This is a genomic window from Vibrio sp. 1-Bac 57, assembly GCF_037546855.1.
GTDB lineage: Bacteria > Pseudomonadota > Gammaproteobacteria > Enterobacterales > Psychromonadaceae > Psychromonas.
In genome coordinates this window covers 38095-63874 of sequence record NZ_JALAAC010000019.1, presented here as the reverse complement: position 1 = coordinate 63874, position 25780 = coordinate 38095, and the positions used below count along the sequence as shown (strand labels likewise).

The window sequence follows — 25780 nt, the reverse complement described above, 5'->3', positions numbered from 1 at the left end:
TATCAAAAAATAATGTCTTTAATCATTCTAGCGATAGAGAGTTAACGAAGTTAATCTATTGAAAGCTCAATTTAATGTCGATCATCTTGGCGCTAGTTTTCCTTACCAACTTTACAGCCTGAAATATCATGGCTATAAATATTTAATTGGGTCGTTAGCTACCGGATTTAATACTTTAACAATGATTTCAATTTCTATGCTTTTACCACGATACAATTATATCGACAATTGCAAAGATGATTTTTCAGCACCAGTGAAGAAGATAAGAGAATATTGAAAGTAGATGTACGGTGTCAGACTTAGCCAAAATCGAATAGCTTTATAAAGAAACAGTCTAAAATTTACTAAGTCGGCATGTATCCTAAACGGAGCCAAGAAGCGAAGTCAATAACGCCCCAATAGTGAGTTAAATGCCTAAACCATGTAGCCAAATTTAATTGACTACAACAGTTATGGTTGTTTTATGTCAAAGTATGGTTGTGCGACAATATTTCTTAAAATCCAACCTATGAACCTGTACTAGCGACCAATGGCTTGTTTGACATAGACATCGAATCTATTTTTTTTTGTCTTAATGCTCATACTTGGTTTTTTGTCATTCAAAAACGGTGCATAGTCAGGACGCTTCACCACTACTCTATATTTAGCAGCTGCTAAGGCAACATCTAATAAATCATCGGCATCTAAATCAGCACCGACTACGCCCTGGAAAACGCGCATCTCTTTTTTGACGAGTGCAGATTTCTTTTTATGAGGGAACATAGGATCTAAGTACACAACATCTGCTTTATGTTGTTGTAAATACTCGTATCCGCTGGCATGGGTTAAGCGCATACGTTGTTGCATCCACTCGCCAATTTCAGCATCTAAATAAGCGCGCTCCAAACCGTCTTCCAATAAAGCAGCAGCAACTGGCGAACGCTCTACCATATCGACTTTACAGCCCAAAGATGCCAATACAAAGGCATCTCTACCTAAGCCTGCTGTCGCGTCAATAACATGTAATGTAACACCTGCTTTCATGCCTATCGCTTTTGCAATTGATTGTCCTTTACCACCGCCAAATTTTCTACGGTGCGCAACAGCGCCAGAAGCAAAGTCAACAAAGACTAACCCTTGTTGTTTGTCATCTAATTGCTCAAGTGCTAAATACTCAGGCAATAAGCGTAATTGAAATGATTCACTTTTAAGCGCTACAAAGCCCCACTTTTCACGTAATTTTTTTGCTTTAGGTGCAAGAATATTCTCGTTACAGACTAATGTGATATCCATTAAAAATCATCCTCATACAATGACTCTGATAATAACGCCATCATATCAATAGGCACAGGTTTGCCTAAGTGGTAGCCCTGCGCAAAATCAACACCAATTTCATTTAATTTTTCGATAATATCTTCACTCTCTACATATTCAGCGATGGTTTTTTTACCAAACAAATGACTCAATTCATGGATCGTTTTAACAATACCAAAATCCTGTTCATCATTTGCCATGTCTTTAACAAACACCCCATCTATTTTCAGGTAATCAACATTCAACCGTTTAAGATAACCAAATGACGATAAGCCAGTACCAAAGTCATCTAATGCTAACTTACAACCTAATTTTTTTAATGAATTAATTAATTTAGCTGCATTACTAAAGTTGCCTATTGCCACGGTTTCTGTGATTTCAAAACAAAGTTTTTCCAACGGTAGTGATGAATGACTTAATAGCGTTACAAGATCTTCAATAAACTTTGGATCACCGAGTGACTGACCAGATAAATTAATAGAACACATATTTAATTTAAATACATGCTCAGGATGATTTTTTAACCAGTTAATGGTTTTAGTGATAATAATCATATCGATTTTATCAGCTAGATTGTAACTCTCAGCTATCGGGATAAATTTTGCAGGCGGAGCAAGTTCACCATTTTCGTCTATCATCCGAGTTAATATTTCATAATGTAGGTAATCGTCGCTGCCACTCACAGGCTTGATCAACTGAGCGTAAAGACAAAATCGAGACTCATCTCGTAACGCATCTTGTACTTTATTAACCCACACGACCTCTTCACGACGAAGTTCTTCCTGTTTATCTTCTTCGTAGATATGGATCCTATTTCGTCCAGATTGTTTTGCGGTATAACATGCGCTATCAACACAACTTAATGCATGTACACCACCACGACCAAGTTCTGTAAACTCAGCAAGCCCAATACTAACTCCTAATGAGAAATGATTACCTTCCCATAAAAAATAATGTTTGCCGATTGCTGAGATTATCTTTTCTGCCGATTTATTAGCAACGTCAAGTTCGGTTTGAGGAAAAATAATAGCAAACTCGTCACCACCTAATCGAGCAACCATTGCGTTAGCAGGAACACTTTCATTGAGAATAGTCGCAATTTGTCTTAATACTTCATCGCCGGCGTGATGCCCGCAGGTATCGTTGATAATTTTGAATTTATCCATATCCAAATACATCAAACAACAAGGTGATTTATGCGTGTCTATTTTATCTAAGTTTTTGTCTAATTGACTTTCAAAAAACAATCTATTTTTCAATCCAGTTAAATAGTCATGTGATGCACGATAATTTAACTCTTTAGACAGTTCATAGCGCTCAGTGATATTTTCACACACTAAAAAGTATTGATCATGACCATCGATTTTTCGTACACGTTCATTGATCCAAATTTTACGGCCATTCTTTGTCGAATAAGATACTTCACGAGATAACAACATGCCTTCTTGTTCTTCACATTCTGCTAGGTAATCTTTTAAATCGGTGAGGTTTACTAATTCTGAATACAGGGTAACGAGGTTACGGCCAATTAATTCACCGTCATAATAACCTAACAAATTACAGCCAAATTTATTACAGGATAAAATTAACCCTTGGGCATTGAGCATTAACAACATCGAAGGACTTTCATCTAATAATAAGTTAGAACGCTTGTTCGCTTTTTCAACTTCCTCTTCAACCGCTTTAATACCACTAATGTCCCTAGCTTCTACAATAATTGAGGTTGTTTCGTTGCCATGTAATACTTCATTTTTTACCGGTTGAATAAACACATCGAAAGCATGCTTTAATTTATTTTTATCAATTAATCCACATTCAAAACGCGCTGTTTTACCAACCCTTGCTTGCCCCATGGCAGACTTTAATTTTTTCTTACTCTCAGCATCATTTTGCCACCAAAGAGTGTCCCATAAGAGGCTTCCCGTCACTTCCCCTTCTTGCATTTGTACAAAGTCTAAAGCAGTTTGGTTGACCATTTTAATTTCACCAACCAAATCAAGCATAAAAATAAAATCGTAGGAGATATTAAAAATATTGATGACGCGATCGTGTTTAGTTTCAACTAAAGCAGTATTCTGTACTAACTTTAAATATTTACGCCATCCCCAAAAAAATAGACAAAGAAAGCTAAGGATAATAAATGATAGGGTTAACAAACTAAAATCTGCTTTATATTTATTCTCTTTTTTATTAATAATACGATAGCCAATCGGGACATCACTTTCCTGTAATCCCCAACGTAATAGCTCTGGATATTGAATAATATACTTATTACTCAAAATAACTTGGACGGGTAAATGTTCTATCTTAGCACCGAGTTTTATTTGCAATACTTTATCAGCAGCGGCTTGACCTTGTGCAAAGCCACTTGTCACTACACCACCAATGACGCCTTCCATCAAATCATGTTGGTTAATAACAAATAATGGCACTCTTGCCGTAGCTGTTATTGCTTTTAAAACTTCAGTGCGATTAATAAAGAAGCCGTCTTTATCACGAGAAAAGTCATCAAATATAATCACAGAGTCGCTAGCGATATTATTAATTTTATTTAATAAAGATGTTTCACTCTCGTTATTAAGAATGTTTAGGGTGGGTTCTAACCGTAGTGATAATTGTTGAATATCTTGTTCAGAGATTTGACGAGCAAGCGTACGGCCAGTAATAAGGTAGATATCCGTTGTTAGCGGAAATAATTGTGTAGATAGGCGCATTGTTTCAAAAATATTTTCTGATTCTACAATCGCAGAGATTTTGTGTGTAAAAGCGGGTAGTGAAGTATCGCTATTTTTAATACCAGTAAAAACAATGGGCGTGTTAACAAATAACCTTTCCCCGTATTGTTGTACTAGCTTTAATGCATTTTCACCACTAACGATAATCGCATCAAAATTTCTGGTATCAAACTTTCTAGATAAAAAATCGACTTGCTGTATCAGGGCTTGCTCTCCCATCACTTGGTTGCTATCAAGGTATGATACATACAAAGAAATATTGCTATCTTTAAATTTATCTTCAATGCCCTTTTGAATTTCACGGGTTTGTTCATTACCTTGATAACCTGAATGCAATACTAAAACTTCACTAGAAAGCGCATTATCAGCATAAACACATGAGCATAAGAAAATGCCCACAAACATGATTTTTTCAAAGGTAGCTTTAAAGAACGTCAATATAATTTCCAAATCAAAATATATGATCACTGAATGTATTATTTTACTTAAATACTAAATCAGCCTGATAAATTAAAGTAGTCTATAAGTGAATAACTATCCACTTAAAACTATATTACTTGCTGTTTTTATTACACTATTTTGATTAAATACAGATTATTAAGGCAAAAAAAAACCAGTCAAACGACTGGTTTTTTGTAACAAAGTAACTTTAAAGCGGGGTAATTATATATAACAAATCACCGCTCGATACTTGTTGCCCATTTGCATTGATAATGCGCTCTACACGGAACTTAGTTTTTGCATCATAAAGCACTGCATCTTTACGATTAAAGCTTGCTAGCGTTAGAGGTGAGAACATTTTCATTGCTTCCATTAAACCTAATGTTTGTTCAACATTAACAATGTCACCTTCTAATACAAAATCAGGCTCAGCTGGTGAAGACGCTCGGTAGAAAATACCAGCACTTTGTGCAATTACTTTCAGCTCATTACTGCCATCAACTTGGATAGACTCAGCAACACCTTCAAGACCAGAGGCAGCTGACGCTTCCATTTCATCGATCATCACTTGTTGGTCAAGTTTAGCCATGAATTTAGGTAAGTAAGTGGTATCGTATTCACCATTTATGAAAGTGTCATCTTTTAGGATGCGTTTCAATAATGGAATATTAGTCGCGATACCTTTAATACTTACTTTATCTAAGAACTCAAGTAACTTAGCAATAGTATCGTTACGATCTTCACCATGACAAATAAATTGTGCCACTAAACTATCGTAGTATGGAGAAACTTCTTTCCCCGTAGCAATCATCGACATCACTTCAACATCGTCTTGCTCAGGAATGATACATTCAGAAACTTTACCAGGGTAAGGCAATAGCTGCATGATGCCATCAGAATCTAAGCCAGCTTTCTCAGCCGTTACGCGCACTTCAATTGCATAACCTTTTTTCTGTGGCGTCAGCTCAGAAATGTCACAACCAGAAGCAATATCGTACTGTGCTTTTACAATATCAATACATGATGTTGCTTCAGTTACTGGATGCTCAACTTGTAAGCGAGTATTCATTTCCATAAAGTAGATGTCATTTGCATCTAAATCGTAAATAAACTCAACCGTACCTGCGCCCATGTAATCTACTGCATCAGCAAGAGCAGCAGTATGCTTAAGCGCTTCTTTTTCTAATTTTTCAGGCAACATAGTTGAAGCAGACTCTTCAACTACTTTTTGGTTATTACGTTGCACTGAACAATCACGAATACCTAATACTTTAGTATTGCCAAATTTATCACGTAATAATTGCACTTCAATATGACGTAAAGAAGTTATGTATTTCTCTAGGTATAAGTCACCATTACCAAATGCACTTCGTGCTTCAGCAGATACTTGGTTAAAGCCAGCAAACATATCTTCAGCTTTTTCAATAACCAAAATACCTTTACCACCACCACCGTTTACTGCTTTCAATAAAACTGGGTAACCCATATTATTAGCAATATCTAAAGCTTGTTCTGCACCGGTTAAAATACCGTGAGAACCAGGTACTACAGGCACACCATTAGCTTGTGCTGTTTTAATTGCGTTTGACTTATTACCCATCGTTAGCATGCTGTTCATGCTTGGACCAACAAAGTTGATATCATGGCTAATACATAAGTCAGCAAAATGTGGGCTTTCAGATAAGAAACCAATGCCTGGATGTAATGCGTCAACTTGTTCGTATTCAGCTACTTTTATTACAGAACTTGCATTTAAGTAACTTTCATCTGAAGTATTACCACCTAAACAAACTAGTTTATCGCCTTCACCTAGCATATCCGCAGGAACAGAAGTCATATCAGGGTCAGAAGCCACTAAAACAACATTAATATTGTTAGCTTTGGCAATACGAATTAATTTAACAGCAGTACAACCACGCGCATGTATTAATACTTTTTTAACTGGATGCATTAATTGACGAGGATCAGATTTAGAGAATTTCTCTTCTTCGATATCACAGACAGGTATAAAGCCAGACAATGCACGGTTAATTGTTTCTTCAACAGTGATAACAGGCATTGGCATGTTTTCATCAATATCACGTAGCTTGTCATTCAAGTCATCAGAGAATGGGTTGATAACTAAACCATCCATTGCACCAGGAACACGTGACAAGTAGTTAGATAATGTAGACGTTGATGGCAAGTACGCAGGTACAACCATTTGACCAGCAAATGGCATATTAGTACCAGAAAGGTAATAAGTTTGTGCCATTGGGTGGGTTACAAAACTTGCTTGTGCTCCACCAGTACAATCCCCGTAACCAAACATAACAATAGGTAAGTCGTTATCACGAATAAAACGCGTAATACGGTCATTAACTACTGACATTGAGAATAGTGCTGCAGCACCTTCTTTAGTTTGCATACCACCAGAACTAATGAAAGCCACAACAGGTAAATGTTGTTTTGCACATTTAACCAATAGTGCACAGAACTTCTCTGCACTGGCCATATCAAAAGCACCCGCTTGGAAAGATAGATTAGAAACAGCAACACCAACACGCTGTGTTTCGCCACTTTCTAATTTAAACTCACCCGTACCCGTGATCAATCCACATGGTTTGATATTTCTATCTAACGCATCTTCTACAGATAGACGGAAACCAGGGAACTCTAATAGGTTTGCTGTCATTAAGTCAGCACGAGACTCTTTGAAGTTAGTAAAGAATTTCTGAATAATCGCTTCATGAGAATTATTCTTTTTGTTTTTTTCTGAACGTAATACAGCTTGAATCAATAGATCTTGATAACCCATTGTTAAACGGTTCCAGAAATCTTTACGACGTCCGATTCTTACAGGGTTAATTGCACCATTGTAAGAGCTTTCGTCATCACGACTGTTGTAGTATTCAGGTAATAGTTTTTCGAACAAGTAGGTCAAAATAACAAATAAACTAGAGTTCATTTGTGGAGCACCAATACTCTTCCATTCTTCCACTTTAGCAAGAATTTCACCACGCTCAGACTGCTCGGTGAAGTATTGTAACCATGCATTAAAAGTAACTTTTAATTGCTCGTAATCATCATCACTGACTTTGTTTAGTGCAGTCTTTAATGAACTACGCACCAATGATGAAACCGATTGACGAGAAAGTTCTTTTGTCGCCATTGCTTCTTTAGCAATAGAGGCTAAGTTGCCCATTGTATTGTCATAAAGTGCGTTAAACACCAGCATATGACGACAATGTATAATGAAGCATTCACGCGTTTCAGTGTGTGAAACAACATCAATGATATCAAGCTCTGCTAATTCAGGAAATGAATCCGTCATTGGCATCGTTTTTTCATCTTCTAAATGTTTAATTAGAGAATGAAAGTTATTTTCAGCACTGGTTTTCCAACGGTTATACAATGACCAAGTTAGGTTGATCATTAATGTACTACGTGCGTTATCATAGTTTGCTTTTGGCTCACCTAAGATAAGCTTAGTAATTACGTTACGCTCAACACCTTTATCTTCACGTTTTTGTAGGAATGTTTTCCAATTTTTATTCAGTCTATCATCGTAAATTAACTTATCTGGGTTTTCTAACCAGTTTAAGAATACTTGCTTACGATCTGCTTCAATACGGGCTTTCAAATCACCTTCTGGTACCGTTAATTTAGATAAACGGCCATATTCGTTCTTTTGAATCGCTTTAATACGAGAGCGTAACGTCAAGTAACGCATGTAGCGGTAAGTAGTACCAAATGCATTATTATGTGACGTTGGGTTTTTAGCTAATAGCTGAGCATCCGTTGCATTTTCTATCGCTAGTAGCTTGCTTGAAGGTTCAAGGTAACGCGAAAGACTACGGTTATAATGTTCTAAAATATCAGGATGCTTACGTACAAATTCAACTGATTTTGACTCAATCGATAAAATACCAGAAATAATCGCTTTCTGAAGGTTGTGTTGACGCTCATCTTGGTCAACAGGCGAGTAATCAACAATACCGTCGATACAGCCCATTTCATAAAGCTCTTCTGGTGATACACCAACAGACTGAGCACATTCCTGCCAAGACAAGTTGTATTTACGCGCAATACTTTGTAAACCTTTAGGTTGAATAGTATTAAAAATACCATCACGTACCGATAACAATATATTAGCCGTTGCTAATGGAATAGCGCCACCAGAATAACCGACACCCACCACTATACCGATAGTAGGAACATCAACATTGGCACTTTCAGTGATCATTTGTGAAATACTGTGCGCTTGGTTTTGACTATTCGCCGCTTCTCCAGCGTCAGCTCCCGGCGTGTCGATTAAGTACACAATCGGTAATGACATATCTGCAAACTTACGGATCGCTTTACTTGCTGCTAGATGGTGTTCAGGCATCCAAGCACCATTATTTGAACTACGCTCCTGTGCAATTAGACCAATACGACGGCTGTAACCGCCAAAATCCAATTCCATTTCTGCAGAATAAAAGGCTCCGTTTAGTTGTTCGGTAATGATTTTACCGTTAAACCCTTCAATAATAGTTTTTGAACCAGGTCGCTTATTACTCTCAGCCGGTGTTACCGTACGTGCAATATAAGCATCAACATCCAATTTTTTGATAGTAGCCAGATTTGATTTAATACGCTGCTTATCAATAAGACCTTCTACACCATCTGTATTTGACGGTAATGAATTATCTGGAAATAGAGAAAAGTCTTTTGCGATTTGCTCAGCATGAATAAATAGCGGATCTGCAATATTATTCACTTCAAACTGAGAAGATGAAGGTTTTCCTGTCATATAATTACCCTTACAAGAAAGTGATGGAAAAAATAAATGTCGTAATTTACAACTTATTAGCATTTGATTCCACTATTGAACTCTAATCAATATAAATCATTTGCGAATAAGTTGCATATTGTGAAGCTTGAGCTAGATATTAGCTTGAATATATAACTATTCTCTTCTATTGGGTGTAAAAAAACAACAAAATAGGAATCGTTATGTCAAGTTGTGAAGTCAAGCTTAAAGCATATAATCTTCAGGAAGTTCGATTTGTGCGACACCCGTTGCGATAGCAGCACGTGCAACAGCACCAGCAACACTTTTCAATAGACGAGGATCCATAGGTTTAGGAATAATATAATTTTTACCAAAATCGAGTGATTCATAACCACTTGCTTTAAGTACAGACTCTGGTACTGGCAGTTTTGCAATCGCACGAATTGCATTAACAGCAGCGACTTTCATTTCATCATTGATATCCGTTGCACGAACATCTAAAGCACCACGGAAGATGAATGGAAAACAAAGTACATTATTAACTTGGTTAGGGTAATCACTGCGTCCTGTCGCCATGATTAAATCATCACGTACTGAGTGTGCTAAATCAGGGTTAATCTCAGGATCTGGATTTGAGCAAGCAAAAATAACTGGATTCGGAGCCATTAGTTTAACATCGTCAGCACCTAATACATTCGGGCCAGATACGCCCACAAATACGTCTGCACCACAAATAACATCTTGCAAAGTGCGTTGGTCAGTATTATTGGCAAAACGTTGTTTATATTCATTGATATCGTCACGACGAGTATGGATAACCCCTTTACGATCCAACATGTAAATCTTTTCACGCAATGCGCCACATTTAATCAATAATTCCATACAAGCAATGGCTGCTGCGCCAGCGCCCATACAGACAATTTTCGACTCTTCAATTTTTTTACCTTGAATGTCTAACGCATTGATCATTGCAGCTGCAGTTACAATTGCAGTACCGTGCTGGTCATCGTGGAAAACAGGAATATTACAGCGTTGCTTTAGCTCTTTTTCAATTTCAAAACACTCAGGTGCTTTAATATCTTCAAGGTTAATACCACCAAAGGTATCTGCGATATTAGCGACAGTATTAATAAACTCTTCTGGTGTGCGATGCTTTACTTCAATATCAACCGCATCAAGATTTGCAAAGCGTTTAAAGAGTAATGCTTTACCTTCCATTACAGGCTTTGAAGCTAACGGGCCTAAATTACCTAGACCTAAAATAGCAGTACCATTAGTGATCACAGCAACTAAATTACCTTTAGCTGTATATTTATAAACATCATCAGGGTTAGCCGCAATCTCTCTCACCGGCTCGGCAACACCTGGACTATATGCTAATGATAAATCTTCAGCTGTTTCAGCTGAAGTTGTAAGCTCTACGCTAATTTTTCCTGGTTTAGGAAAAGCGTGGTAATCAAGGGCTTGCTGGCGAAAATCTGACATCTATAAATTCCATTCGAATAGGCTAAATTGCTTATAAAAGATAAGCATAAAAATAAAAGTGTGATGATAGTCAAATTTTAACCAAAATCACAGAGCTAATTAGCAGTATTGTAGCAGCTCAAACAGGGTAAGGTTGTATTGGAAGGCAATTTTTAGAAAAAAAGTAAATTTCAGGTTTACAGATACAAAAAAAGCACCCTAAGGTGCTTTTTAAAAACGTGGTAGTTATCTTATTTAGAAGATAAAGCACCGAAACGTTTTTTGAACTTGTCAATACGACCGCCAGTATCAACAACGCGTTGAGTACCAGTGTAGAATGGGTGACAAGCTGAACAAATATCTAAAGTTAACTCTTCTTTACCAAGCGTAGAACCAACTTTAATAACGTTACCACATGAACAAGTAGCAGTAACTAATTTGTATTCTGGGTGAATTTCTTTTCTCATTGGGAAAACCTCTATTTAGGCCGTGTCGCTGCTCAGCTTGAATGAATTATTTCACTCAACAAAGTACCACACGTATTTTCATTAAATTTCAGGTTGCGGATTGTATAGTAATGGATAATAAAAGTACAACTTAAAATAACCAAAAATAACAACTTTATTCCCAGCATTAAAAAAGCTTAATGACATTCATTATTTTCTTATTATTATCATGCAGATACAAAACCATCAAGCCCTTAGGAGAGTACATGGTAGGTATAAACGAGAAGCATAGATTATAGGTATAAAAATAAAATGTAGATAAGTATAAATTGATTAATTTAGAATACTTAAACAGAACCCTTCTCGTAAACAGGTTACAATGTTTAATCCTAATTATGTATTCACTTAAAACAGATCTTCTATGACTCAATTAATAATTTGCAGAGTGGCACTGGCAATTCCTTTACATAAGCAATTTGATTACTTACTTCCAGCCTACCTCTACCCAGAGGACCTCACCTCATTAATTGGCAGTCGTGTGATAGTACCTTTCGGTGGTGGTCATCGGAAACAAGTGGGCGTGATCACTGCGACACCTGCGCAATCTGACTTTGCTATCGAAAAATTAAAATCCATCTCACAATTATTGGATCAACAAGCACTATTAAGTGATAGCTTATATAAGTTATTAAATTGGGCAGCAATCTATTATCAGCACCCTTTTGGCGATGTATTCCAACAAGCAATCCCTACTTTATTACGCAAAGGAAAACCCGCCACCTTTAAAGCGCAAGAATATTGGAAATTGAAACAAGCTAATAGTGATATTAGCCAGCTAACAAGAGCAAAAAAGCAATATCAAGCCGCACAACTATTACAAGTATCAGCACTCAGTTATGACCAATTAAAAGAGAACAATGTCAGCCGAGCGACATTAAATAGCCTACAAGAAAAGCAACTGATCACACGATATGAAGAAATCCCTGCCAGCAATATTGAGTGGGCAGAATCATTACGAGAGCTACAGCAAAAACCTCAGTTAAGCACTGAACAAGCGATTGCGATCACCAGTGTGACGCAACAATTAAACCAATTTAAATGCTATTTGTTAGAAGGGATCACTGGCAGTGGTAAAACAGAAGTTTACCTTAATATATTGAAAGCGGTCTTAGAAAAAGGTCAACAAGCATTAATTATTGTGCCAGAAATTGGCTTAACACCACAGACCATTAAACGCTTCAAAGCGCGCTTTAATGTCCCTATCTATTTGAAACATTCAGCATTAAACGAACAGCAACAACTAGAAACTTGGCTGCACGCTAAGCAAGGTAGTGCTGCGATTGTGATTGGGACTCGAAGTGCCATTTTTAGTGATTTTAAAAACCTTGGGTTAATTATTTTAGATGAAGAACATGATGCCTCTTTTAAACAACAAGATAGCTTTCGTTATCACGCTCGAGATTTTGCGATCAAACGCGCCTCTCAAGAAAATATTCCTATTCTACTCGGGTCGGCGACTCCTGCTTTTGAATCACTTAATAATGCGTTATCAGGGCGTTACCACCATCTGTTTTTGACACATCGCGCAGGCAATGCAACTCCACCTAGAAATGATTTGATTAATCTGACCGGTTTACCGCTTAAATCAGGGTTATCACCACAATTAATCGAACTGATGCAGCAACATCTTGATAAAAACAATCAAGTTATTTTATTTTTAAATCGCCGTGGTTACGCTCCTGTTTTAATGTGTCATGAATGTGGGTGGTTGGCAAAATGTGAGCGGTGTGATGCTTTTTACACTTATCATAAAAGTGCAAACTATCTACATTGTCATCACTGTATGGCGACACATCCAGTACCCGAACAATGCCATGATTGTGGCTCTACCAATTTGCACTCTACCGGTGTAGGGACAGAGCAACTGGAAGAAACATTAACGCAGTTATTTCCAGATCATAAAACAGTAAGAATTGATCGCGATAATACGCGTAAAAAAGATAGCTTTAACGAATATCTCAACGATATTAACAGTGGGAAATATAAAATATTACTGGGTACTCAAATGCTGGCCAAAGGACATCATTTTCCAGATGTTACGTTAGTGGCATTGGTAGATGTCGATGGAGCTCTGTTTAGTAATGATTTTAGGGCGAGTGAAAGGCTGGGCCAGTTATTTACGCAAGTAGCAGGTCGAGCAGGCCGAGCAGAGAAAAAAGGGCAAGTCGTATTACAAACTTTTCACCCTGAACATAACCTATTACAAGAGTTAGTGAATAATGGTTATGGTGATTTTTCTCGCAGCGCTTTACAAGAACGAAAAATGGCACAGTTACCGCCATTTTCATATCAAGCGTTGATCAGAGCTGAATCATTAAATGCAACACAGGCAGAGAACTTTTTAACGCTCTGTAAACAAACATTGAATCAGATTGCATTGAATAATAAGGTCAGTGACCGTTTGTTGATATTAGGTCCGATAGCTGCGTCAATGGAAAGGCGAGCAGGAAAGTATCGTTTTCAATTACTGATACAAAGTGAACAAAGAGTTTTGGTGACTAAAACATTAAATATTGCATTAGCCCATTTTGAAAAAATACCCGAGGGGCGAAAGGTACGTTGGTCAATTGATGTTGATCCGATTGATTTTATTTAAGCCAAGTATTTATTTATATCAAGAGCTAGCTATATCAAGTAGCAGTTATTATCAAGTATCTACCATTATTGTATTGGTAATATGAGGCCTACTCATTGGTACGATGTTATAGAGATTACTTTCAATAATTCTGATCTGCATTGATCATTTAACTAGCAGCTGCTGCACTTATCTCGTCTACGCTCGTCGGCTTAGTTTAGTGCTTAAGAGGACTCTTTCTTCAGCAATTTTAAGCGTCACTTTAAGCTTATTACCTCATGATGGCCTTTCCTGAACATCATAAGGTAATAGTAAACACCAGACTTCCCATGTTAACCATTTACATTATAAACGATGGGCGTCTGATACATCTTTAAGCTGCTTTAACTTCACTAATAATTTATTAATCTCTTTATTATTTTGAACCTCTAAAGACAGGTCAATAATAGCGGTTAATGTTTTAGTGTTAGTTTGGCTGTGTACACCCAATAAATTTACCTTTTCATTAGATAGTACCGTGGTGATATCTTTTAACAACCCGTTTCTATCGTCTGCAATTAAGCGTAGCGTTAGCGTATAGCCTGATGATTGTGAATCCCCCCAATTGGCACTAATAATACGCTCTGGGTGCGCTTCTTCTAGGTCAGATAATTGCTCACAGTTACTTTTGTGAATAGAAATACCACGCCCTTGCGTTATATAACCGACAATTTCCTCGCCAGGTACAGGTTGGCAACACCTTGCAATGTTATGCATTAAGTTACCCACACCATCAATAATGATATCTTTGCCGGTATTTTTAGGCGCAACTTGTGTCTTGCGGTTTTGTAACTCTAATAACGCGGCAGCATCTTGTTGCTCTAGGGTTTTTTGATGATAAAAGCCATCTAAAAAATGTACCAATTGATTAATACGTAAATCACCATTACCAATACCCGCATAAATATCATCAGCAGTACCCACGTTAAAGCGTGAGATCGCAGGTGTGATATCGGCCAGCTTTAAATTGATCTTAACCAATTCAACTTCTAACAACTCACGTCCTGCAATGATATTTTTATCTCGATCCTGCTTTCTAAACCAAGTCGCTACTTTATGGCGAGCACGTGGCGCGTTAATATAACCAAGCTGTGGATTTAACCAATCTCTACTTGGATTCGCTTCTTTTTGAGTAAGAATTTCAACTTGGTCACCGGTTTTTAATTGGTAAGTAAATGGAACAATGTGATTGGCAATTTTCGCACCGATACAACGATGTCCAATTTGACTGTGAATATAATAAGCGAAATCGAGTGGCGTCGAGCCCGCAGGCATATCAATCACTTCACCCTTTGGTGTAAACACATACACTCGGTCATCAAAGACCTGACTTCGAATTTCCTCAACTAAATCATCGCCGTCACTCATATCCTCTTGCCATGCTAAGAGTTTACGCAACCAGGCTATTTTTTCTTCGTAATTACTTGCTGATTTTCCACCAGCACTGCCTTCTTTGTATTTCCAATGCGCGGCAACCCCCATTTCAGAGTCTTCATGCATTTGTTGGGTACGTATTTGTACCTCAACAGGCTTACCGCTATCGCCTAAAACAACCGTATGGATAGATTGGTAACCATTAGGCTTAGGGTTAGCAATATAATCGTCAAATTCACGGGGAATATGTCGCCATTTAGTATGAATAGCGCCTAATGCGGCATAACAATCCTGCAGTTTATCGACCACAACTCGTACAGCCCTTACATCATATAATTCATCAAACTTAAGGTCTTTTTTCTGCATTTTTCGGTAAATACTGTAGATATGCTTAGGTCGCCCATAAGCTGTCCCCGTTATGTTCATCTCTTGTAATGAAGATTTAACGGTTTCAACAAAATCTTGAATATAGTTTTCACGGTCGATACGTTTTTCATCAAGCTGTTTAGCAATATTTTTATAGGTTTCAGCTTGTAGGTAACGGAAAGAGAGATCTTCAAGCTCCCATTTCAACTGCCCTATTCCTAAACGGTTTGCTAAAGGAGCGTAAATAGTTGATATTTCGTGAGCAAGTTGTACTTTTGTTTCTTCATCAGCAATTTTAACCTGGCGCAAATAACAAATACGTTCAGCAAGTTTAATCACTACTGCACGAACATCTTCTACCATCGCTAATAACATATGACGCAAGTTATCAACTTGAGACTCAGCACTTTTTTTGCCACCTCTATCTTGTAAAGCGCGGATACCTTCCATTTCCATCGCACCCTTTGCTAATTTAGCAATGCGCTTTGGCCACAATTCATCCACTTTTTCAGTGCTTAAAACATCTTGAGCTAGTAGAGGAAAGATTAATGCTGCATTTAAAGTATCCATGTCCATGTTTAGAGTGACCAATATTTCAACCATTTCACAGCCAAGCTGCAAAGCAACGATTTGCTGTTCAGAGTCACATAATTCACTGACTTTATTATAATTATCAAATAAATTATTTTGATCTTGTTTACTTAAACCAAAAGTTGTCACCCATTTCTCTGGGTCATTTAATGCACTTTGGTAAAAGTGTGTATCACGAACTGAAACCATCTAATACTCCAAAAAATCAACTGTATCTTTCGATTACAAGCAACCAATGAATAACTAAAACACTGTTAACATGTTCCTTGAAAACTGAGACTTTAAATACTAATTTTAATGCGGCCTCAGTAGAATCTAATAATACTAAAACATACTCAATGATAAAGAGACTGAATCTTCTGCTCTCATTTGATTCAAAACTTTATTACCCTGTAAATATTACTTATTTTTGATAAATAATGCCATCGATTCGACATGTGCAGTTTGTGGGAACATATCGATTAAGCCTAATTTATCGAGTTTATAGCCCTGATCTAAAAGTAACTGGCTATCCCTCGCTAAAGTCACCGGATCACAGGAAACATAGACAATATGCGTAGGTTTTTTATTGGCGACAAACTCCATGCATTCAGCTGCACCTGCTCGCGCTGGATCTAATAATACTTTGTTATAATCTTGCTTTGACCATTGTGCATTTAACGCGTTCAGGTCACTTAAGTCAGCTTGATAAAATTGCGCATTATTTATTTGGCAGTGTTTGGCGTTATCGGTGGCACGGTCAACCATTTTTTGAATACCTTCCACTCCAACCACTTGTTTAGCAATTTTTGCGATAGGTAGCGTGAAATTACCCAACCCACAAAATAAATCCAAAACCTGATCAGTTTCTTTTAGTGCAAGCCAATTCATTGCTTGCTTGACCATTTTTTCGTTAACCACGGCATTTACTTGCAGAAAATCATCAACGTTAAATCCAAACTGGCAATCTTGCTCTGGTAATGAGTAACATAATTGTTGCTCAGTCGTTAAGCATGTGATTGTAGTTGGGCTGCTCTGAGCGTAAAACTGTAATTGATGTTGTTTAGAGAAAGCGACAATCAATTGTACATCTTGTTCAGAAAGCGGTTTAAGATGGCGCAATAAAACCGCCACCGTATTTTCTGCTTCTACTAACTCAACATGGCCAAGCGCCGCTTTACCTTGTAATTGATTTAACAGGGCTTTAATGGGTAAAATTAATTGCGACAATGCAGGTTTTAATACCGGACAAATTTGTTGATTAATCAGTTCACTACTTTTCGAACGACGAAACCCCATTTGTACTTTTTTAGTTTTTTTATCAAAGAGCACACCAAAACGCGCACAACGGCGATAGGCCCAGGCATCCGATTGCAAAGTTTCTTCTAATTGTTCTGGTTTATGTTTAGCAAAACGTTCAAATAAGCTTAATACACCTTGCTGTTTTATCTCTATCTGAGCATTTTGCTCAATATGTTGTAAGTGACAACCGCCACATTCTTGATAGTGTTCACAATGCGGGTTTATACGCAGTTCACTGGCTTTATGTATGTTGAGAATAGTCGCTTTTTTATAACGCTTTTTATCTTCCTCAATGGAAACATCTAATACTTCCCCGATCAATCCACCTGCTACAAACAGAGGTTTGTTTTGATGAAATAACATGCCTCGACCTTGATGATCGAGTTTATCAATCTGACAATGTTTAATTACTTTGTTATTTTGCTTGTTTGTGCGCGATGCTTTGAAGAACTGGGCCATAAATATTTCACAGGTGAAGTAAGCTATGCCATGATAGCGATTACGTTTATCGGTACACTATTGTCACATAAAACATGCAAGCATTCATTACTCCATTGAAATTAGACTTTATCCTATGACTAAATACGGCCTACGCGCACAAGTTATTGCTTATACCATCCTTCCTACTGTATTGATTGGAGGGTTATTAGCCGGTTACTTTTCATTTCATCGCTTTCAACAAGCCGATGAGTTCTTAATTAATCGCGCTCTTAATATTGCAGATGCATTATCGATTGCCAGTGAATATGGAATGCAAGATGAAACAAGAACTATTTTACGCCGTTTAATTGGTGCGACACACCGTAAAAATAGCCCCATGATCAAGAGCATTGCGATATTTACCGCTGACAATGAATTGTTTGTGATCAGTAATTATCACCGAGATTATAAACAATTGAGGTTAGCCGTCGATGAACCTATTCCAGATTTACCGCAGATCAGCACTATCGGTAACAATATTATTATTCATAGTCCCATTATTGATGAAACCAACTTTTTAGAGTACCAATTAACCTTTGATCAACCCCGCAAAGTGGTCGGCTATGTGGCATTAGAGATAAATCGAGACCAAGTTGAATTATTACTATATCGCGATGCTGCAATCTCCCTGCTGGTAGTATTAATGGGCATATTAGGTAGTGTTTATTTAGCCTTCAGACAAGCAAAGCGCATTACCGCCCCTATTTCAGAAATGGCCTCCGTCGTTGAAAAAATTAGTCTTGGACGTTTAAACTCACGTGTAGAAGGTGAGTACACTGGCGAAATTAGTCTATTGCAACACGGTATCAATGAAATGGCAGTGGCCATGTCTAAACATCACGAAGAGATGCAAGAAAGTATTGATTTAGCCACCAGTGAGTTGCGAGAAACGCTAGATCAAATGGAAGTACAAAATATTGAACTAGATATTACCCGTAAAGAAGCACAACAAGCAGCGTCAGTAAAATCTGAATTCTTGGCCAATATGAGCCATGAATTACGTACTCCACTTAATGGAGTGATTGGATTTGCAAGGCAATTACTGAAAACACAACTTACTAATAACCAAGTTGATTACTTACAAACGATTGAACGCTCCGCAGGTAATTTACTTAATATCATTAATGACATTTTAGACTTTTCTAAACTAGAAGCAGGCAAGTTAGACCTCGAAAACATTCCCTTTGATATTCGTGATTGCATTAACGAAACGATGCATCTCTTGGCACAAAGTGCACATGAAAAAAATATTGAACTAAGTATGTATATTGATAGCAATGTACCGCAAGAGTTAATCGGCGACGCAATGCGTTTACAACAAGTGTTAACCAATTTAATAGGTAATGCCGTCAAGTTTACTGAACAAGGTAATATTGACGTTAATATTCAACGTATTGAGGAAGACTGCAGTAAAGAGAACAACATCAAGCTAAAATTTGTTATCTCTGATACGGGGATCGGTATTTCTAAGGAGCAACAAGTACAACTCTTTAAAGCCTTTGGACAGGCAGATAGTAGTATCACTCGTCAATATGGTGGTACCGGTTTAGGATTAGTGATCACACAAAAGCTAGTTCGCCAAATGAAAGGCCATATCGATCTTACGTCCGCACCTGATCAAGGGTCAGTTTTCTGGTTTGTTATTGAAATAGAAAAGAATACAAGAGCCTCATTGGAATCTTTACCGCTTACAAGGTTATCAAGTCGAAGCGTATTAGCCTATGAATCGAATGAATATGCGGCAAGGGCTTGCACACAGCTATTAACGCAGTGGGAAACAAACGCCACCCTTACTGAAACCGATCTACAATGGAAAAAAGCACTCAACAAATGCTATGACAGCATTGTCATCGGACACAGTAATAACCAAAATATACGTCCATTATTAAATCATATAGAGCAAGCGAAGGAATATACTGACAATATAATTGTATTAATCAACTCCAGTGACCCAAGCGTGTATGAACAATTAATGAATACCGGTATCACTCATTGTTTAAGCAAGCCGATTAATCATAAAAACTTTGCCAATGCTTTAGTCTCTAATGAAACGACGCCGACCACATTACAAGTTTCAGCGCCATTGCAGCGTAAAGACATTAACGTGATGGCCGTTGATGACAACCGAGCCAATTTAAAACTCATTTCAGCGATGCTAAGCGATCGCGTTAATCGAGTCACTACCTGTCATAATGGACGAGAAGCCGTAGAACAAGCACAGAAAATACCTTTTGACATTATCTTCATGGATATCCAGATGCCAGTTTTAGATGGTGTTAGTGCCTGTGCAGAAATCAAAAAGAACTCTTTAAATCAAGAAAGTCCGATTATTGCCGTCACGGCACATGTTTTACCAGGTGAAAAAGAAAAGCTGCTACAAAAAGGTATGGATGATTGTTTAGCTAAACCAATTGATGAATTGGCTTTACAGGCAATTATTAATAAGTGGGCGCCGAATGCTAAAGTTATTGATCCTTTGTCTACTCAAGAAACATCACCAACACCTCCTCCAACATTGCCTATTATAGAAAAAAAATCATTTGATTGGACACTTGCATTACAGCAATCAGCAGGAAAAACTGATTTAGCCAAAGAGATGTTAAGTATGTTATTGGATGAGTTTGCAGACATCAGAAACGCCGCAAACCTAATTATTGAAGAAGAAGGCGACCATGAGCAGTTTGTTACCATCATTCATAAATTTCATGGCGGTTGTAGCTATAGTGGCGTACCTAAATTAAAGAATATTGCAGGGTTAATCGAAAAAGAGCTTAAGCAAGGAGTTAAAGCACATCATTTAGAACCTGAATTATTAGAGCTACTAGACGAACTTGATAACGTTGAAAAAGAAGCGCAGGCCTATTTAAAATAAGATCAACATAATAGATAAATAATCACATCTGTTATTTGTGAGTATAGAGTGAATAGAGTGCAAAGCGTTTCAATAAATGACAGCTGCAGCGTTTTTATTACAGCCTCGTAAGTTAAGAAAATGACCGTTTAAATCTAAACGGTCATATTCTTTATTACACCTTTGCCCTATCAACATAGTTTAGCTCTACTACATAGTTTTAACGTATCGGTAAACCACTCACTATCGCTAGATTTATAGCAAAAGCGAGAAGCCTAAGCACCCTTGTTGGCTATCAAGCAAAACTATTAATTAACAGCCTTATTTCGCCGTTTCAGGCTTCTCATATTTGTCATATTTATCGTACTGACTACTTTCGTGCTTATGGTTATCATTAAAAAGCATTTTATGATCGTCTTTATTAAGATGTAGTTGACGAGTAGGGAAAGCAAACTCAGCATCATGCTGTATCACAATATCTGCAACCTTTAATAATACATCCTGCTTAACCTCATGGAATAAAACCCAATTCGTTGTTTTAGTAAACGTATAGATAAAGAAGTCTAGAGACGAGTTATTAAATAAATCAAAGTTAACAATCAATGTTTGAGATTGATCTATATCGGGATGATTTTCCAACATTTCTCTAACCGATTTAATGATCCCTTCGATTTGTTTAATATCTTTATAACGCAGGCCAAAGTTCTCTTTAATGCGTCGATTGGTCATACGTGATGGGTTCTCTACAACGATCGTAGTGAATAGACTATTTGGCACATAAATAGGACGTTTATCAAAAGTGCGAATACGCGTTACACGCCAACCGATTTCCTCTACTGTACCTTCAATAGATTTATCTGGGCTACGTATCCAATCACCAACTTTAAAGGGTTTATCCATATAAACCATGGTCGCACCAAATAGGTTTGATAATAAATCTTTGGCTGCCATACCAACTATTAGTCCACCCATTCCACCAAATGCGAGCACACCAGAAATACTCACCCCTAAGGTTTGAATAATAGATAATGTGATAATAGTAATAATGGAAAGTTTTGCTAATTTAGCCAATGCAGTCACTGTGGTTGTATCTTTTGCATCATCAGCAACGTAGGTATGCTCTGCTTTATAGACTAAGCGCCAGAATATCCACCCCACTATAAAGAGAATTGCCACCTTTTGCACCACAGGTAGGTAGTCAGAGATAACCAATTCTTCACTTTCGGCTACGACCCTTAGTGACATTGAGGTGCCCATTAACAAAATCACCCAATTAATGGGTTTATTCACCCCATAAAAAACAATATCGTCCCAATTATTTGAAGTTTTAGAAATTACATTTTCAGTTCTTTTTGCAAAGTAACGCCAAATTAGTTGCAATATCATTGTAAGACATAACATAAAAGCAAAGTTAGCAACCCAGTTACCAATATTTAATGAAAGTAACCAAGTACTTACATAGACTTCAGCCTGTTCAATCATATGACTCCTTAAAAGAAAAAACATTATTATAAATGGTGATGATAAGGGGATAAAAAATAAGCCCTGATACTACCCCTTGATGCGTTGCAATGCACAGTTAACAAGGGAAAACTCACCTTGAGACTCAATTCTGTCTAGATATTAATTAACCAGATATTAAATAGCCAGATATTAATACCTCAATAGGATAGCATCTAGAAGCGATGAGCATATTAGTCTGCTTGTCTCAAGAACAGTTCAGATTACTTTTTATGTAAATATAGCTGCGCATAAGGAATATCAATTTCGGCACTATATAGCGCATTTTTAATACTTTCAGTTAAAGCAAAACGAACAGACCAATAGTCAGCAGATTTCACCCAAGGACGTACCACTAAGTTAACACTTGAACTGGCAAGCTCAGAGACCGCAACTTGTAAGCCTGGCTTTTTTAATACCTTCTCATTTGCTAGTACTGTTGTTTTAAGTAACTGTTTCACCTGTTTCAAATCGGCCTGATAACTAACGCGTATGATTAAATCGATACGACGTTCAGGTTTGCGCGAAACATTGACGATATTACCTTTCAAAATAGCTGAGTTTGGTACAAAAATAAGTTTATTATCCCCAGTTCTTAATACACAATTAAAAAGCTGAATAGATTCAACTGTACCTGCAGTACCAGCAGCTTCAATAAAATTTCCTGCAGTGAAAGGCCTAAGCACCACTAACAGCACACCAGCAGCAAAATTAGATAATGAACCTTTAAGTGCTAAGCCGATTGCTAAACTAGCGGCACCAATGATCGCGACCAAAGATGCAGTTTGAACACCTAAACGCCCTAAGGCAGCAATCCATGTAATAATAATTAATGCGTAATAGGTAATTGCGGACAGAAAATCTACGATGGTCATGTCTATTGCTTTGCTTTTTAACCTTTTTTCTAAAAAAACTGACAACCCTCGCGCTATTTTCACCCCCACAATAATAATTAATATTGCGATAACAATATTAGAAATATAACTTATAAACAATTGATGGTGCTCGCTAAACCAGTTAATACTTTGTTCAATAAAGCTAGTTTCTGATTTTAACGAGCCTATCATTGGTTGTTCTTGTAGTGACATGATAACTCCTAAAATGTCATTTGATAATCCAGTAAACACTTACTTCATTAATACTGATAACTATATTAGAAACAACAGCCGAATGACTTTTTTCAAATAGATACTCAACAAAAATGAATGCGATCAAAGCTATAAATGAAAACCGAAGGTAATGTTATGGATAAGGTAAATAAGGTAAATAAGGTAAATAAGGTAAATAAGGTAAATAATAGGGTAGGTTTATTGTTACAAAAACAAAAATGACCAATAACCTAGCTTTAATAGCAGACTATTGGTCATTCACTTAATCAGTTAATTAAGTGATTAAGTGATTAAGTGATTAATTGATTAATTATTATTCGTTAACATACACGATGTTTGGATGATCATCCCACTCGTCATCATCATCGTCGTCAATATGCACAGCACCTTCAACAGCGTCAATGGCTGCTTTATGGTAATCATCCCATTGGAATTCAACTTGCTGACGCTCTTCTTCTGGTGTGAATTCTGTAGGTAACTCTTCAAGGTAAGCAACCAACTCTTTACACACGTCATGAGTACCCGTCTTAGAGATAGCAGCTACTTTATAAACAGGTCCATCCCACTGTAACGCGTCTTTAACACGTTGCATCACTTCTTCGGCTTCATCTTCTAATAACAAATCAGTTTTATTAAAGATTAACCAGCGTGGCTTTTCTGCTAGTTTAGGGCTGTGTTTTTTTAGCTCTTCTAAGATAACTAAGGCATTCTCAGCCGGATCACTTGCATCAGCCGGTAACAAGTCAATCATGTGTAATAACACACGACAGCGCTCTAGATGACGTAAGAAACGTGTACCTAACCCTGCACCATCAGAAGCACCTTCAATTAATCCAGGAATATCAGCAATAACAAAACTATTACCATGTCCCATACTCACCACACCTAGGTTAGGTATTAACGTAGTAAATGGATAATCAGCTACTTTAGGTTTTGCAGCAGAAACACTTCGAATAAATGTCGATTTACCGGCATTAGGTAGACCTAGCATGCCTACATCGGCAAGTAATAATAACTCTAATAATAAGTTACGTACTTCACCAGCTGTCCCTTCTGTCTTTTGACGAGGAGCACGGTTAGTAGACGTTTTAAAACGAGCATTACCTAAGCCATGGAAACCGCCTTTAGCGACCATTAGCTTTTGACCATTTTTAGTTAAATCACCAACAATCTCACCAGTATCATCATCACGACAACGAGTACCGACCGGTACTTTGATGATTTTATCTTTACCACGAGAACCTGTACAGTCAGAAACTTGACCATTTTCACCACGTTCTGCGTTATAAAAACGAACAAAACGGAAATCAATTAAAGTATTTAAGTTTTCATCAGCTTCAAGGTAAACATCGCCACCGTCACCACCGTCGCCGCCATTAGGGCCGCCACGAGGAATATATTTTTCAGTACGAAAGCCGACTACACCGTTGCCACCGTCTCCAGCATCAACTTTTATTCTTGCTTCATCAACAAACTTCATTACAACCTCCAAAAAACATATTCGCTACTTAAGTAACGATGATTATACCCATTTCTATTGATCATAGATCACATTTTTTATTTTCAATAGAAATAGATAGACAAAAAAAAACCTCGCATTTGCGAGGCTTTTTAAAATTTGCTTCGAAAAACTATTCAGCAACAATGCTCACGAATGAACGTAAAGGCATGCCTTTCTTTTCGAATTTAACAGTACCAGTCGCTTTAGCGAATAGTGTGTGGTCTTTACCTAGGCCAACATTTAGACCAGCGTGGAATTTAGTACCACGTTGACGAACTAAAATGTTACCAGCTAAAACAGATTCGCCACCAAAACGTTTAACGCCTAGACGTTTACTTTCTGAATCGCGACCGTTATTAGTACTACCACCAGCTTTTTTATGTGCCATTTTTAATAACTCCTAATTAAGCGTTAATCGCAGTAATTTTAATTTCAGTAAACCACTGACGATGGCCAGCTTGTTTACGCGAATGTTTACGACGGCGGAATTTAACGATTTTAACTTTTTTACCACGACCGTGAGCTACTACTTCTGCAGTAACTTTACTTCCTTCAACGTATGGAACACCAACTTTAACGTCTTCAGCACTTGCTACTAATAGAACTTTATCAAATTCTACAGTTGCACCAGCTTCAACATCAAGTTTTTCCAAACGAAGAGTTTGTTCAACAGCAACACGGTGTTGCTTGCCACCACTCTGGATAACAGCGTACATGTTTCTTACTCCGTTCAGGCATCTCGTGTTGTTTTATTTCAAACATAACATCGAGAGCGCACTAATTAATCACAATGGACGCGGATTCTACAGAGACATTCGCCCTTTGGCAATCAGTTTTGGCTAAAAAATTACAATTAGTTTATTGCTAAATTTACACGCTCAAAAAAAGCCCAAAAAAGCATCAAAAATCAGCAAAATA

14 protein-coding genes are annotated in these 25780 nt (G+C 37.4%); 2 read left to right on the top strand and 12 right to left on the bottom strand.

The genetic code is table 11. From position 1 onward, the window contains the following. Nucleotides 1–519 precede the first annotated feature (519 nt). The 5 genes from MT391_RS13160 to rpmE all read right to left on the bottom strand — a co-directional run bounded on the left by MT391_RS13160 (nucleotide 520) and on the right by rpmE (nucleotide 11156). A complete protein-coding gene (locus tag MT391_RS13160) occupies nucleotides 520–1272 on the bottom strand; it encodes a class I SAM-dependent methyltransferase (protein WP_166372366.1) in 753 nt (250 codons plus the stop codon). After that, nucleotides 1272–4466, bottom strand: coding sequence for an ABC transporter substrate binding protein (locus MT391_RS13155; protein ID WP_499498441.1), 3195 nt, complete (start codon nucleotides 4464–4466; stop codon nucleotides 1272–1274). The genes MT391_RS13160 and MT391_RS13155 overlap by 1 nt, the downstream gene beginning before the upstream one ends. Nucleotides 4467–4677: 211 nt before the next feature. Further along, the gene (locus tag MT391_RS13150; protein WP_166372364.1) at nucleotides 4678–9243 is read right to left on the bottom strand and encodes an ATP-binding protein; all 4566 of its coding nucleotides are present in this window, start codon (nucleotides 9241–9243) and stop codon (nucleotides 4678–4680) included. A 225-nt stretch (nucleotides 9244–9468) separates the two neighbouring features. Next, nucleotides 9469–10710, bottom strand: coding sequence for a malic enzyme-like NAD(P)-binding protein (locus tag MT391_RS13145; RefSeq protein WP_166372363.1), 1242 nt, complete (start codon nucleotides 10708–10710; stop codon nucleotides 9469–9471). A gap of 230 nt (nucleotides 10711–10940) precedes the next feature. Continuing rightward, nucleotides 10941–11156, bottom strand: coding sequence for a 50S ribosomal protein L31 (rpmE, locus tag MT391_RS13140; RefSeq protein ID WP_025563502.1), 216 nt, complete (start codon nucleotides 11154–11156; stop codon nucleotides 10941–10943). 400 nt (nucleotides 11157–11556) lie between these two features. Here rpmE and priA point away from each other — a divergent pair, with 400 nt between their 5' ends. Further along, nucleotides 11557–13791 carry a primosomal protein N' gene (gene priA / locus MT391_RS13135; protein ID WP_499498439.1) on the top strand — a complete coding sequence of 745 codons (2235 nt, stop codon included), beginning with the start codon at nucleotides 11557–11559 and terminating at the stop codon, nucleotides 13789–13791. Nucleotides 13792–14115: 324 nt separating this feature from the next. Here the strand turns inward: priA and relA are convergent, their stop codons facing one another. Both relA and rlmD read right to left on the bottom strand, forming a co-directional pair. Further along, on the bottom strand, nucleotides 14116–16329 hold the full coding sequence (relA, locus tag MT391_RS13130; RefSeq protein ID WP_499498437.1) for a GTP diphosphokinase: 2214 nt from the start codon (nucleotides 16327–16329) through the stop codon (nucleotides 14116–14118). Nucleotides 16330–16539: 210 nt separating this feature from the next. Next, on the bottom strand, nucleotides 16540–17880 hold the full coding sequence (rlmD, locus tag MT391_RS13125; RefSeq protein ID WP_499498435.1) for a 23S rRNA (uracil(1939)-C(5))-methyltransferase RlmD: 1341 nt from the start codon (nucleotides 17878–17880) through the stop codon (nucleotides 16540–16542). Nucleotides 17881–17995: 115 nt separating this feature from the next. Here rlmD and barA point away from each other — a divergent pair, with 115 nt between their 5' ends. After that, entirely contained in the window at nucleotides 17996–20773 is a 2778-nt protein-coding gene (gene barA, locus MT391_RS13120; protein WP_499498433.1) for a two-component sensor histidine kinase BarA, read from the top strand. A 300-nt stretch (nucleotides 20774–21073) separates the two neighbouring features. Here the strand turns inward: barA and MT391_RS13115 are convergent, their stop codons facing one another. The 5 genes from MT391_RS13115 to rplU all read right to left on the bottom strand — a co-directional run bounded on the left by MT391_RS13115 (nucleotide 21074) and on the right by rplU (nucleotide 25578). Beyond that, a complete protein-coding gene (locus tag MT391_RS13115) occupies nucleotides 21074–22234 on the bottom strand; it encodes a mechanosensitive ion channel family protein (protein WP_499498431.1) in 1161 nt (386 codons plus the stop codon). 242 nt (nucleotides 22235–22476) lie between these two features. Then, a complete protein-coding gene (locus tag MT391_RS13110) occupies nucleotides 22477–23340 on the bottom strand; it encodes a mechanosensitive ion channel domain-containing protein (RefSeq protein WP_499498429.1) in 864 nt (287 codons plus the stop codon). Between the two features lie 334 nt (nucleotides 23341–23674). Continuing rightward, nucleotides 23675–24841 (bottom strand): Obg family GTPase CgtA, encoded by a 1167-nt coding sequence (gene cgtA / locus MT391_RS13105; protein WP_166372357.1) that lies wholly within the window; start codon nucleotides 24839–24841, stop codon nucleotides 23675–23677. Nucleotides 24842–24992: 151 nt separating this feature from the next. Next, nucleotides 24993–25250 carry a 50S ribosomal protein L27 gene (rpmA, locus tag MT391_RS13100; protein WP_025563510.1) on the bottom strand — a complete coding sequence of 86 codons (258 nt, stop codon included), beginning with the start codon at nucleotides 25248–25250 and terminating at the stop codon, nucleotides 24993–24995. A gap of 16 nt (nucleotides 25251–25266) precedes the next feature. After that, the gene (gene rplU / locus MT391_RS13095) at nucleotides 25267–25578 is read right to left on the bottom strand and encodes a 50S ribosomal protein L21 (RefSeq protein WP_025563511.1); all 312 of its coding nucleotides are present in this window, start codon (nucleotides 25576–25578) and stop codon (nucleotides 25267–25269) included. Between the last annotated feature and the right edge of the window lie 202 nt (nucleotides 25579–25780).

Bases quoted from the DNA above. Each gene is read 5' to 3' on its own strand.
- MT391_RS13115 (WP_499498431.1), bottom strand. From the start codon at position 22,234: ATGATTGAACAGGCTGAAGTCTATGTAAGTACTTGGTTACTTTCATTA.
- priA (WP_499498439.1), top strand. From the start codon at position 11,557: ATGACTCAATTAATAATTTGCAGAGTGGCACTGGCAATTCCTTTACAT.
- rpmA (WP_025563510.1), bottom strand. From the start codon at position 25,250: ATGGCACATAAAAAAGCTGGTGGTAGTACTAATAACGGTCGCGATTCA.
- MT391_RS13160 (WP_166372366.1), bottom strand. From the start codon at position 1,272: ATGGATATCACATTAGTCTGTAACGAGAATATTCTTGCACCTAAAGCA.
- rlmD (WP_499498435.1), bottom strand. From the start codon at position 17,880: ATGGCCCAGTTCTTCAAAGCATCGCGCACAAACAAGCAAAATAACAAA.
- cgtA (WP_166372357.1), bottom strand. From the start codon at position 24,841: ATGAAGTTTGTTGATGAAGCAAGAATAAAAGTTGATGCTGGAGACGGT.
- barA (WP_499498433.1), top strand. From the start codon at position 17,996: ATGACTAAATACGGCCTACGCGCACAAGTTATTGCTTATACCATCCTT.
- rplU (WP_025563511.1), bottom strand. From the start codon at position 25,578: ATGTACGCTGTTATCCAGAGTGGTGGCAAGCAACACCGTGTTGCTGTT.
- MT391_RS13110 (WP_499498429.1), bottom strand. From the start codon at position 23,340: ATGTCACTACAAGAACAACCAATGATAGGCTCGTTAAAATCAGAAACT.
- relA (WP_499498437.1), bottom strand. From the start codon at position 16,329: ATGGTTTCAGTTCGTGATACACACTTTTACCAAAGTGCATTAAATGAC.
- rpmE (WP_025563502.1), bottom strand. From the start codon at position 11,156: ATGAGAAAAGAAATTCACCCAGAATACAAATTAGTTACTGCTACTTGT.
- MT391_RS13150 (WP_166372364.1), bottom strand. From the start codon at position 9,243: ATGACAGGAAAACCTTCATCTTCTCAGTTTGAAGTGAATAATATTGCA.
- MT391_RS13145 (WP_166372363.1), bottom strand. From the start codon at position 10,710: ATGTCAGATTTTCGCCAGCAAGCCCTTGATTACCACGCTTTTCCTAAA.